The sequence below is a fragment of the uncultured Thalassospira sp. genome (genome assembly GCF_963976115.1).
Taxonomy (GTDB): domain Bacteria; phylum Pseudomonadota; class Alphaproteobacteria; order Rhodospirillales; family Thalassospiraceae; genus Thalassospira.
Window position 1 is genome coordinate 159,152 of sequence record NZ_CAXBJJ010000002.1, and the last position, 11,613, is coordinate 170,764.

10 protein-coding genes are annotated in these 11,613 nt (G+C 53.3%); 3 read left to right on the forward strand and 7 right to left on the reverse strand.

The genetic code is table 11. From position 1 onward, the window contains the following. Positions 1–23 precede the first annotated feature (23 nt). Both rhaS and AAC086_RS02700 read right to left on the reverse strand, forming a co-directional pair. Positions 24–1,013, reverse strand: coding sequence for a rhamnose ABC transporter substrate-binding protein (gene rhaS, locus AAC086_RS02695; RefSeq protein ID WP_339774963.1), 990 nt, complete (start codon positions 1,011–1,013; stop codon positions 24–26). Between the two features lie 70 nt (positions 1,014–1,083). After that, on the reverse strand, positions 1,084–1,890 hold the full coding sequence (locus tag AAC086_RS02700; RefSeq protein ID WP_339774966.1) for a DeoR/GlpR family DNA-binding transcription regulator: 807 nt from the start codon (positions 1,888–1,890) through the stop codon (positions 1,084–1,086). A 210-nt stretch (positions 1,891–2,100) separates the two neighbouring features. Here AAC086_RS02700 and AAC086_RS02705 point away from each other — a divergent pair, with 210 nt between their 5' ends. Both AAC086_RS02705 and rhaI read left to right on the forward strand, forming a co-directional pair. Continuing rightward, on the forward strand, positions 2,101–4,203 hold the full coding sequence (locus AAC086_RS02705; protein ID WP_339774970.1) for a bifunctional rhamnulose-1-phosphate aldolase/short-chain dehydrogenase: 2,103 nt from the start codon (positions 2,101–2,103) through the stop codon (positions 4,201–4,203). A 50-nt stretch (positions 4,204–4,253) separates the two neighbouring features. Then, positions 4,254–5,549, forward strand: coding sequence for an L-rhamnose catabolism isomerase (gene rhaI / locus AAC086_RS02710; RefSeq protein ID WP_339774972.1), 1,296 nt, complete (start codon positions 4,254–4,256; stop codon positions 5,547–5,549). A gap of 100 nt (positions 5,550–5,649) precedes the next feature. On the opposite strand, the gene AAC086_RS02715 is transcribed toward rhaI, so the two are convergent. From AAC086_RS02715 to AAC086_RS02735, 5 genes are read right to left on the reverse strand one after another with little or no spacing between them, the layout of a single operon-like run. After that, positions 5,650–6,693 carry an L-idonate 5-dehydrogenase gene (locus AAC086_RS02715; RefSeq protein WP_339774975.1) on the reverse strand — a complete coding sequence of 348 codons (1,044 nt, stop codon included), beginning with the start codon at positions 6,691–6,693 and terminating at the stop codon, positions 5,650–5,652. 7 nt (positions 6,694–6,700) lie between these two features. Beyond that, a complete protein-coding gene (locus AAC086_RS02720; protein WP_339774977.1) occupies positions 6,701–7,975 on the reverse strand; it encodes a TRAP transporter large permease in 1,275 nt (424 codons plus the stop codon). Beyond that, on the reverse strand, positions 7,972–8,481 hold the full coding sequence (locus tag AAC086_RS02725) for a TRAP transporter small permease subunit (protein ID WP_339774980.1): 510 nt from the start codon (positions 8,479–8,481) through the stop codon (positions 7,972–7,974). Before AAC086_RS02725 ends, AAC086_RS02720 begins: the two co-directional genes overlap by 4 nt. 58 nt (positions 8,482–8,539) lie before the next feature. Next, positions 8,540–9,526 carry a TRAP transporter substrate-binding protein gene (locus tag AAC086_RS02730; RefSeq protein WP_339774983.1) on the reverse strand — a complete coding sequence of 329 codons (987 nt, stop codon included), beginning with the start codon at positions 9,524–9,526 and terminating at the stop codon, positions 8,540–8,542. A 26-nt stretch (positions 9,527–9,552) separates the two neighbouring features. Beyond that, a complete protein-coding gene (locus tag AAC086_RS02735; RefSeq protein ID WP_339774985.1) occupies positions 9,553–10,263 on the reverse strand; it encodes a GntR family transcriptional regulator in 711 nt (236 codons plus the stop codon). 129 nt (positions 10,264–10,392) lie between these two features. Here AAC086_RS02735 and uxuA point away from each other — a divergent pair, with 129 nt between their 5' ends. Next, positions 10,393–11,613, forward strand: a complete 1,221-nt coding sequence (gene uxuA / locus AAC086_RS02740) for a mannonate dehydratase (RefSeq protein WP_339774987.1) — start codon at positions 10,393–10,395, stop codon at positions 11,611–11,613.

An 11,613-nucleotide genomic window follows, 5' to 3' on the forward strand; every position in this document is an offset into this window, starting at 1 on the left:
TTCCACCGTTTCCATCAGCGAAATCAGAAGATTTTCGCGAATTTATGCACGTTGGAAGCGTCATAGATAAACGGATCAGACATTGCGCCATTGCCATCGGCATCAAAGCTGATCGGGCCCATCCGTCCTACTTCGATGAACTGGGTTTCTTTGGGGTCCTGCGTCAGTTTATAAGCAATCATCATGGCAGAATAACCCAGATCAATCGGGTTCCAGATGGCGAAACTTTTAACAGAGCCCGCATCGACATGCCCTGCAAGTTCCGAAGGCAATCCCAGACCCGTAACATATACTTTGCCGACCTGACCCTGATCCTCGACAGCCTGGGCGGCTGCGACAATGCCAACGGATGTTGGGGCAACAATGACCTTAAGGTCTGGATATTTTTTTAGCAGGGCGACAGTTTCGCGGTAAGACTTGTCCGCAAGATCATCGCCATACACAGTATCAATCAGATCAAGTTGCGAATAATCCGGCAAAACCTTCTTCATTTCGTCAATCCAGATATTCTGGTTGCTTGACGTTGGTGTCGCGGACAAAATTGCCAGTTTGCCGCCATCCTGCCCGGCGACATCTGCGGCAAGCTTGATGCACATTGCCCCGATCAATGCGTTGCTTGAGGGGTTAAGGTGCACAATGCGGGCATCCTGGGCAACGCCGCTATCCCATGAAATGACCTTGATACCGCGCTGCATGGCACGCTTTAAAATCGGCGCCAGTGCGTCGGGGTCATTGGCTGATACGGCGATCGCATCCACATGCTGGGCCATCAGGGCATTAATGCTTTCGATCTGTCCTTCTGCTGTCGTCGATGTGGGGCCGGTATAAATGACCTCGGCATTGCCAAGTTCCTTGGCGGCCTCCATCGCGCCATCGCGTGCGGCTTCAAAAAAACCATTCCCCAGCGATTTTACAACCAGACCAACGCGAACAGTGTCCGCGGCCTGTGCCGATACGGTTGCCAGGCCAAAAACAAGTGCCGCAGCCGCCAAAAGAGACTTTCTGAATTTCATAGCGTTTCCTCCATGATTGATGTTTGTTTTCATTGTCCGGCATCACGCACAGGCTCTTGCGGCCCTTATATTATGCGCTGGCCGTTTCCTTCGAGGCGTCCTCTTCACACGCCGCAATCACAACATTCACACCTGCCTTATCCAGCATCGTGCGATCTTCATCGCGAATGCCATCATCGGTGATTAAAGTGTCAATGCGGTCCAACCGGCACAAAAACATATTGCTGCGCTGGCTGAATTTTGAACTGTCAATCATCACCACCAGCTCTTCAGCCTGTTCAATCAGGCGTTGCTCGGACTGGATGATTAACGGGTCACTTTCCATCAGGCCCATCGCGTTGATCCCCTGCGCGCCGACAAATGCCTTGGACGCATAAAAATTGTGGATCACGTCGCTTTCAAACGGGCTTAAAATAATATTTTGCTCGCGGTAGATGGTGCCACCGGGCAGCACAACATTGTTTTCGCTGTGTTTGACCAAAAATTCGGCCAGCAAAAACGAATTGGTCAAGATCTGCATTTTGCGCGATTTTAACAAAGGGGCCATCTGATAGGTGGTTGACCCGCCGTGAATGATAATCGAGTCACCGGCACTGCACATTTCGACAGCTTTGGCAGCAATGGCCGATTTTTGCATGACCTTCATGGTTTTGCTGACGAAAAACGGTCGTCCCAGCAACGATTGGTTCGACACCGGATGCAAGGCTTCTGCCCCGCCGCGAATACGGCGTAACTTGCCATCCTGATCTAGCGCATTGATGTCGCGACGAATGGTCGCCTCGGACGCATCAAGCATGTCAACAAGCTGGGCCACGGTTACCACCGGGCGCTCGCTAACGGCGCGCAAGATCAATCTGTGTCGTTCACGTTCGTGCATTTTGCTTCTCCATTAGCCTGATATTCCCGCAAAACCAGTCATTGTCAATCGCAAAATTGTCACAATCAGTCATATTGCGGTGCAATATTGAAATATTATGATCGTTAATGATTGACTATGACTGAAAACGGCGGTAGGCATTTTTAAAAATCGGCGGGCCTTTAACGCGCGCCATCATGGTGTAACGTCCAAACAACAGGTTATCAGGTCATGGCTTCTGTTTCGTCTGATGTGCTTCTTCCAAATAAATGGGACGCCGCCCGTGCGGCGAAACTAAGCGAACCCGAACGGCTTTTATACCGTTCCAATCTGCTGGGTTCCGATTTGAGGATTACCAATTTTGGCGGCGGAAATACATCGGCAAAGGTCTTTCAAAAAGACCCGCTGACCGGAGCCGAGGTTGAAGTGTTATGGGTCAAAGGCTCTGGCGGCGATGTTGGCAGCATGAAACTTGACGGTTTTTCCACCCTGTATATGGAAAAACTGCGCGCGTTAAAGGACCTGTATCGCGGCCCGGAACATGAAGATGAAATGGTGGGTTATCTGCCCCATTGCACTTTTAACCTCAATCCCCGTGCGGCCAGCATCGACACCCCGCTTCACGCCTATATCAACAAACCCCATGTGGACCATATGCATCCTGATGCGGTTATTGCCATTGCGGCCTCGAAAGACAGCAAAGCAATAACGCAGGAAGTTTTCGGCAGCGATATTGGCTGGTTGCCGTGGAAGCGCCCCGGTTATGAGCTGGGCCTGATGCTGGAAAAATTCTTTACCGATAACCCCGATACCAAGGGGGTTGTCCTTGAATCGCACGGCCTGTTCACCTGGGGCGACAGTGCGCAGGAATGCTATAGCACCACCATTAACATCATTAACAAGGCCATTGCCTGGTTTGCGGCCAAAACCGACGGGGTAACCGCGTTTGGCGGGGCAAAATATCACAGTCTGGACGCCTCGCAGCGCCGCGCCATTGCGTCAACCTTAATGCCCCGTATCCGCAGCTTCATTGACCGGGATGAACGTAAAATCGGCCATTTTAACGATGACCCGGTGGTGCTGGAATTCGTTAATTCGCAAAAACTCGAAGACCTGGCCGCGCTTGGCACCTCATGCCCGGATCACTTCCTGCGCACCAAAATTCGCCCGATTATCATTGATCTGGACCCGGCCCAACCCGATGTGGACGGCATTATCGCTGGCCTGTCCGATGCCTTTGCCGCCTATCGCGAAGATTATAAAGGCTATTATGATCGCTGCAAGCGCCCCAACAGCCCCGCCATGCGCGATCCCAACCCGGTTATTTATCTGATCCCGGGGGTGGGCATGTTGTCGTTTGCCAAGGATAAGGCAACCGCGCGCATTGCGGGCGAATTTTATGTCAATGCCATCAATGTGATGCGCGGTGCCGATACCGTCAGCACCTATATGGGGCTGGACGAACAGGAAGCCTTCGATATTGAATACTGGTTGTTAGAAGAAGCCAAATTGCAACGTATGCCCAAACCCAAAAGTCTGGCCGGGCAGATTGCCGTGGTCACCGGCGGGGCAGGCGGCATTGGCCGGGCCACCTGTGCACGGTTATTGCGCGAAGGGGCCTGTGTTGTTGCCTGCGATATTGATGCCGACGGCCTTGAAACGGCGGTTTCAGATTTGCAATCGGCCTTTGGCAAGGATGTCGTGCGCGGTTTGCCGGTAAATGTGACCGACGAACAATCGGTGATCAAACTGATGCATGATAGCTGCACCGAATTTGGCGGTATTGATATTCTGGTTTCCAATGCCGGTATTTCATCTGCCGCACCGATTGATGAAACGTCATTGGCAGTGTGGCAGCGCAATATGGATATTTTGTCGACCGGGTATTTCCTGGTATCGCGCGAAGCTTTTAAAATTATGAAATTGCAGGACCGCGCGGCCAGCATGGTGTTTGTTGCCAGCAAAAACGGGCTGGTGGCCTCGCCGGGTGCGTCGGCCTATTGCACGGCAAAGGCATCGGAAATTCATCTGGCCCGTTGCCTTGCCCTTGAAGGCGCGCCTTATGGTATTCGTGTTAACGTTGTTAACCCCGACGCGGTTTTGCGCGGGTCCAAAATATGGACGGGCGAATGGCGCGAACAGCGCGCCAAGGCCTATGATATGGAACCCGATCAGCTTGAAGAACATTATCGCAAGCGCAGCATGTTAAAGCTCAACGTTCTGCCCGAAGACATTGCCGAAGCCATCTATTTCCTGGCATCTGATATGGCGGCAAAATCGACCGGTAATATCTTGAACGTCGATGCCGGGCACGCCCCATCCTTTACGCGCTAACCCATATCATGGCCCGAAAAAGATAATAACGGGCCGGGGAGGAAAAACAAATGGCTGCCAAACAGATTGATCCGGCGCTGATTGCGGATCACAACCAAAATGCTCTTGGCGATATGCAGGCGGATTACGATACATTGGGCGCAAAACTTGCCCGCCAGAATGTTGATATTGAAAAATTAACGCAAAAGGCGGTTGATTTCGGCGTGGCCATTCCGTCATGGGGTGTTGGCACCGGGGGCACGCGTTTTGCGCGGTTCCCCGGCGTTGGCGAACCGCGCAATATTTACGAAAAGCTCGCCGATTGCGCGGTCATCGCCCAATTATCGCAGGCAACCCCCACGGTATCACTGCATATTCCGTGGGATCGGCCCGATGACCCGGCCGCGCTTCGCGACATGGCGGCATCGTGGGGGCTTGGCATTGATGCCATGAATTCCAATACCTTTCAGGATCATGGCGACATGCCATTGTCGTTCAAATATGGCAGCTTGTCTCATGCTGACGGGGCCGTGCGCGAACAGGCAATAGCGCATAATATTGACTGTATTGAAATCGGGCAAAAACTGGGGTCAAAGGCGCTGACGGTCTGGGTCGGCGATGGCACTAACTTCCCTGGTCAACAAAGTTTTACCCGCAGTTTTGAACGTTATCTTGCGGCGATGAAAGCGGTTTATGCCGCCTTGCCCGATGACTGGCGGGTTTTCATCGAACATAAAATCTATGAACCGGCCTTTTATTCCACCGTAATTCAGGATTGGGGCAGTAATTATCTGGCGGCAAAGGAATTGGGTGACAAGGCGCAATGCCTGGTTGATTTGGGCCACCATGCGCCCAGTGTGAATATTGAAATGATCGTCGCCCGTCTGTTCCAGTTTGGCAAACTTGGGGGATTTCATTTTAACGACAGCAAATACGGCGATGACGATCTTGATGCAGGTTCTATCAATCCGTATCAGTTGTTTTTGGTGTTTAACGAACTGGTTGATGCCGAGCTTTCAAATCCGTCCGGGTTTAACCCGGCCTATATGCTTGATCAATCCCACAATGTCACCGATCCGATCGAAAGCTTGATCATAAGCGCGATCGAAGTGCAGCGCGCCTATGTTCAGGCGTTGCTGGTGGACCGCGCCAAGCTGGCGGACTATCAGGATTCTAATGATGTGATGATGGCAAACCGTACCTTGAAATCAGCCTATATCACCGATGTGTCGCCCATTCTGGCGATGGCACGGCACCGGGCGGGGGGCGCAATTGACCCGATTGCAACGTATCGCGCCACAGGGTACCGCGAAAAGGTGGGCAAACAACGCCCGGCGAGCAAAGGCAGTGGCGGCGGGATTGTTTAGCTTTGCCATAACAAAACCCCCGAAGGTTGATGTCCAACTTTCGGGGGTCGTTCAATGACAGCACCGGTTTTGCACCAGGGCCTAAGCTTTAACGGCGGACTTAGCTGGCAAAGGCAAAATGAACCTTCACGGCCTTGCTGCGATCCCGTGCCATATCAAATGCGGCAACGGCGTCTTCCAAATCAAAACTGGTTGTAATGATCGGCCGCACATCGATTTTGCCGCTGTCGATGGCATGAACGGCATCTGCATATTCGCTATGGAAACGATGGGTGCCGATAATCATCAATTCCTTGGCAACAACCGGGTTGAATGAAACCGGAATATCGCCAGCAACGCCCACTTGCACCAAAATACCCTGCGGGCGCAGCATTTTAATCGCTGATTGAATGGCCGGGGCCGCCGCCGAGCATTCAAAGCACACATCAATCTGGCCTTTGCCGTCTTCATATACGGCAAGGTCACTGGCGTGGGTCGCAATATTTACGGTTTTGGTCGCGCCCATTTGGGCGGCAACACCCAATGCGTAATCTTGCAAATCGGTCACAATAATTTCGCTGGCACCAGCCTGTTTTGCTGCTGCTGCGCATAACGCACCGATCGGCCCGGCACCGGTTACCAAAACACGTTTGCCGGTTAAATCACCTGCCCGGCTAACCGCATGAAGGCAAACCGCCAACGGTTCAGCACAGGCAGCCTGGGCCAGGCTGGTGCCATCGGAGACCGGCACACATTGTTTGGCATCCAGCGTAATCACATCGCGAAACGCACCTTGCATGTGCGGCAACCGAATGGCAGAGCCAAAGAACCGCATATTCAGGCAATGTTGCTGCATATCTTTTTTACAATATTCGCAGTCGCCGCACGGATGGCTGGGATTAAGCGCAACCTTTTGACCAACGGCAAGGTTGGTAACACCGTTGGCAACGGCAATCACGGTTCCGGCCACTTCGTGACCCAGGATAATCGGCTCACGCACGCGGATCTGGCCGATGCCGCCTTCATAAAAATAATGAATGTCCGAACCGCAAATGCCGCCTGCGCCCACGCGCACAGTAACCTGTCCGCTTTCGGGGGGTGTGACAGTATCGGTTTCAATACGAACATCTTGCTGCCCATACAGGCGGCAAACACGGGTTTCCATAATTTGATTACTCCATCAAGGACGGCAGCCAGGTCGAGAAGAACGGCACATAGGACACCAAAAACAGGATAATGATGTTTGTGATCAGATAGGGCACAAGGGCCTTGATCACTGGGCCGAGTGGCGATTTGGCGATATTGGCGCAAATAAACAGGCAGATACCAACTGGCGGGGTTGTCAGGCCGATCATAAGGTTCAACACCGCAAATACGGCAAAATGGATCGGGTCAATGCCAACATTCTGGGCCAGTGTCAGGAGCGGCACGAACAGAATGATCAAGGCGGCAATGGTTTCCATGAACATGCCGACAATCAGCAACACCAGATTGATCAACAAGATCACAACATATTTGTTATCTGTGATGGCAAGAACGCCATCGGAAATCATGGTCGGGATACGTTCGGAAACCAAAATCCAGCCAAAGACATTGGCAAAGCCAACCAGGGCCAAAATCGCAGCTGCCGTAATGGCACTGTCTATCAAAATACCCGGAACCGCGCGGATCGGCAGGTCGCGATAGACAAAAGCGCCAACGACAAAGGCATACAGGCTGGCAATAACTGCCGTTTCGGTCGGGGTGGCAAGACCGCTTAACAAGCCACCAATGATCAGCGCGGTCATGGCAAGTGCCCAGAACGCCCCTAAAAAGGATTTACCAAGTTCGCCAACACCTTGCCATGGCTGGTGGGGAAAATCGTTTCTGACCGCAATGATATAGGTGGTCACCATCATCGCCAGGCCCATCATCATCCCGGGCAGGGCTCCGGCGATAAACATTTTACCCACCGAAATGCCCGAAAGGGCGCCAACAATGATCATGGGCATGGAGGGCGGAATAATGGGGCCAACGGTGGATGACGCGGCGGTGACCGCGGCTGAAAACGGTGCCGGGTATCCGGCACGTTTCATGCCGGGGATCATCATGCCGCCAATCGATGCGGCATCGGCAACAGCGGTGCCCGAAATGCCGCCAAACAGCATGGAACCGGCAACGTTGGTCAGGCCAAGCCCGCCGCGCATCCAGCCGACCATGGCATTGGCAAACCGCACAATGCGCGGTGTAATGCCTCCGCCATTCATCAGGTTACCCGCCAGAATAAAGCCGGGAATACACAGCAAAACGAACACATCCATCCCGGCAAACATTTTTTGTGGAATGATCACAAGCGGCATGCCCTGCATCAGCAGATAGCACATCGAAGACAGGCCGAGGGTAATGGCTACAGGCAGGCCGATTATCAGGCCAATAATAAAGACACCCAGCAAGACAGCAAGGCTCATGGCAATTCTCCGGACTGGCCTTCGGGTTTGCCATTCGACACCCCGGCAATCATGCGCACAACACGCAACAGGGCAAATAGCGACAAAAGAACAAGTAAAACAAAAACGGATGCATGAACAAAATCCATGCGAACCCCAAGAGCAGGGGAAGTTTGCCACTTGCCAATCGCCACAAACTGCCATGCGGGCATCACCAGCAGCCCGGCAAAAACAGTGGTCAGAATGGCGGATGCAAATAAGAGTGTTTTCTGGATCGGGCCTGGCAGAATGTCGGTTACCAGTTCCACATTGACCAGTTCGCCATTGCGATAGGACAAGCCAACACCAAAGGCTGCCATATAAAGCAGGCACTGGCGGGTAAATTCTTCGGTCCAGACCGGCGATTCAGGCAGGAACGTACGGGCAAAAACCTGAACCAGCACGGTCACAAAAAGCAAACCAAAGGCAACGCCGGTCAAAATCCGGCACAGGGCAATCAAAAGGGCATATAAACGGGTGGCGATCACGATAACTCCCCTATGTCGGGAATAGCCCGGTTGCGCGGGCAACCGGGCTGTCTGGCTCTTATTTCTTTTTGGCAAACAGCTCTTCGACAATCGGGCGAATGTCGTCAGACACGTTTTTCAAAACGGCTGCTTCGGCCTGTTTGGCAAAGGCGGCCTGGTCCACATCAACAAAGGTCATGCCTTTGTCCTGCAATTCCTTGGTCAGGCGCTTTTCATCTTCCAGGAACAGGCCACGTTCAAATTTCTGGGCCCGGCTGGCAGCTTCCATCACGGCTTTTTTGTCCTCATCAGACAGTTTCTGCCAGGTGATTTCCGAAATGGTCAGATAGATCCAGGACCGGACATGTTCGGTCTTGTTCACATATTTCTGCACTTCGTTAAAGCTGGCCGATTCAATAAGGGCCAGCGGGTTTTCCTGTGCATCAATGGTACCAGCCTGAAGAGATGTGAACACTTCGGAGAATGCCATCGGGGTCGGGCGGGCACCAAGGGTTTTCCATACGTCCACAAACAGCGGAACGTTCGGGACGCGCAGTTTCAAACCATCGAGGTCGGCCGGTGTTTTGATCGGGCGGTTTGATGTCAGGTCACGCGGGCCACGGGCAAAATAGGCAATCGGGCGGATGCGCGCACGTTCAATAATCTGTGCCTCAATTTTCTTGCCAATGTCGCCGCTGGCAACTTCGTCCATTTCCTCAAGCGAGGAATAGGCATAAGGTACCGCCAAAAGGGCAGCCATCGGCGCCCAGTTTTGCAGGCTTTCACCGGTAATGGTCATATCGACTGACCCCAGCTGCATGCCGTTGATCAGGTCGATTTCCTTGCCCAGCGTTTCGTTGGGGAAAACCTGTACGTCAATGCGCCCATCGGTCAGTTTGGACAATTCTTCGCCGAATTTAAGGGCGGCCTTGTTCCATGCGTTTTGTTCGTTGGCAAGGTGCCCCAGTTTCAGGGTCATTTCGGCAGCACTTGCACTGTGCGTTAACAGCAGTGCGGCAGCCCCGGCCATAAGTATGGTTTTTGTTTTCTTGAATGTAAGCATCATGTTTCCTCCCGTGATAATGTGATGCCTCAGGGTGACAATACCGGATCGGCATCGTCGAATAGTTCGGATCTTGACCGCGCAATATCGGGCAAGGTCAGTAGAATTTCGCGGGTGTGGCGGCGCATTGCGGCCCCGGCCTGCACCGCGTCTCCTGCTTCAATGGCGGCCAGGATGGCTTCGTGTTGGGCCACAATGTCTTCCATCGAAAACTGGAAATAACTTAGGAAACGCACCCGGTCGAGTTGGGCGCGCACATCTTCGACAATCTTCCACGCATAGGTTTTTCCCGCTGATTCAGCCAGGCACCGGTGGAAATCATGATCAAGGCTTAAAAATGATTTGGCATCGTTCTTCATTGCCGTGCGCTGGGCGGTAATCAGGTCGCGCAGGCGGGCAATCGCACCGTTAGCCGGATTGCTGGCAACATAGCTGGCGATGTCGGCTTCAATCGCCTCGCGGACGAACCGTGCATCAAGCACCGAAGAAACCGAAATTTTGCGCACATAAGTGCCGCGTTGCGGGCGAATTTCCAGCAATCCTTCGTCGGCCAGTTTGATAAAGGCTTCGCGCACCGGCTGGCGGCTAACGTCATAGGACCGTGCCAGTTCTGCTTCGGAAATACGGACGCCAGGCAAAAGATCGGCGCAGACAATCCGTTCGCGGATGATGCGATGGATCTGCGGGCCAACCGCCTGATCCGGGGAAACGGACCAGTTATACTCGCCGGGATCGGTCATATTCTTACTCCATGCGTTTTTTGCTTATGATGCATACTACCATACTAGTCAACCATATTTTGTCATGTTATGGTCCCCTCAGACTTATAGACTGTGGACATGCAACCACGCCAACACAGAGAGAACAGCATGAAACAAACCTGGAGATGGTTCGGCCCGCGCGATTTGGTCAGCATTGACGATATTTGTCAGGGAGGGGCCGAAGGGGTGGTTTCCGCCTTGCATCATATTCCCAGTGGTGCCGTCTGGACCCCGGACGAAATCACCAAACGTCAGGCGGAAATCGCCACCATGAAAGACGGTGCCGTGTCTGGTTTGACGTGGGATGTGGTTGAAAGTCTGCCGGTTTCCGAAGCCATCAAAAAGCAGGAAGGCCCGTGGCGCGATCATATCGAGGCGTATAAACAAAGTTTGCGCCACCTCGCCGCTGCCGGGATCGACATTGTTTGTTACAATTTTATGCCGGTTCTGGACTGGACCCGCACGCACCTTAACTGGCGTTTGCCCAATGGCGCGACCTGCATGCGGTTTGATCTGACCGACTTTGTTGCCTTTGACCGTTATATTCTGGCCCGCCCGGGTGCGGACGAAAGCTATGACGCGGCCCTGCTGGCCCAGGCCGAAGAACGCTTTGCCAATATGGATAATGCGCGCCGCGAACAATTAACCCGCACCGTGGCCTTTGGCCTGCCCGGATCGGTCGAAAAACTGACACTGGATGATTTGCGCACTCTGCTGGCAAGCTATGCCGGTATTGATGCCGAGCACCTGCGCCGTAACCTGATCGATTTTCTGGCTGAAGTGGTGCCGGTTGCCCGTGACGTCGGCATTCGCATGTGCTGCCACCCCGATGATCCGCCCTTCGAACTTCTGGGCCTGCCGCGTATCATGTCAACCGAGGATGACTATCGCCGCATCATCGATGCGGTTGATTTGCCCGAAAACGGCATTACCCTGTGTTCAGGGTCGCTAGGTGTGCGGGCTGAAAATGATTTGCCGGGCATGATGAAACGCCTGGGCCATCGTGTGCATTTCATTCATTTGCGCAATACCTTGCGCGAAACCGAAGGCCTGCCATGTTCGTTCCATGAAGCCGACCATCTGGGCGGCGACACCGATATGGTGGATCTGATCGAAGCCATTTTGAGCGAAGAAACCGTCCGCAAGGCTGCAGGTCGTGCCGACTGGAACATTCCGTTCCGTCCCGATCACGGGCATGACATTCTAGATGACCTTAACCGTCAAGGTCAGCCGGGCTATCCGGCAATTGGTCGCCTTAAAGGTCTGGCTGAATTGCGCGGCATCATGACGGCCCTTATGGCACGCCCCAACCGCAAACCGGCAGCCTGA

Excerpts from the sequence above, each read along its gene's own strand:
- rhaS (WP_339774963.1), bottom strand. The coding sequence starts at position 1,013 with ATGAAATTCAGAAAGTCTCTTTTGGCGGCTGCGGCACTTGTTTTTGGC.
- AAC086_RS02700 (WP_339774966.1), bottom strand. The coding sequence starts at position 1,890 with ATGCACGAACGTGAACGACACAGATTGATCTTGCGCGCCGTTAGCGAG.
- AAC086_RS02705 (WP_339774970.1), top strand. The coding sequence starts at position 2,101 with ATGGCTTCTGTTTCGTCTGATGTGCTTCTTCCAAATAAATGGGACGCC.
- rhaI (WP_339774972.1), top strand. The coding sequence starts at position 4,254 with ATGGCTGCCAAACAGATTGATCCGGCGCTGATTGCGGATCACAACCAA.
- AAC086_RS02715 (WP_339774975.1), bottom strand. The coding sequence starts at position 6,693 with ATGGAAACCCGTGTTTGCCGCCTGTATGGGCAGCAAGATGTTCGTATT.
- AAC086_RS02720 (WP_339774977.1), bottom strand. The coding sequence starts at position 7,975 with ATGAGCCTTGCTGTCTTGCTGGGTGTCTTTATTATTGGCCTGATAATC.
- AAC086_RS02730 (WP_339774983.1), bottom strand. The coding sequence starts at position 9,526 with ATGATGCTTACATTCAAGAAAACAAAAACCATACTTATGGCCGGGGCT.
- AAC086_RS02735 (WP_339774985.1), bottom strand. The coding sequence starts at position 10,263 with ATGACCGATCCCGGCGAGTATAACTGGTCCGTTTCCCCGGATCAGGCG.
- uxuA (WP_339774987.1), top strand. The coding sequence starts at position 10,393 with ATGAAACAAACCTGGAGATGGTTCGGCCCGCGCGATTTGGTCAGCATT.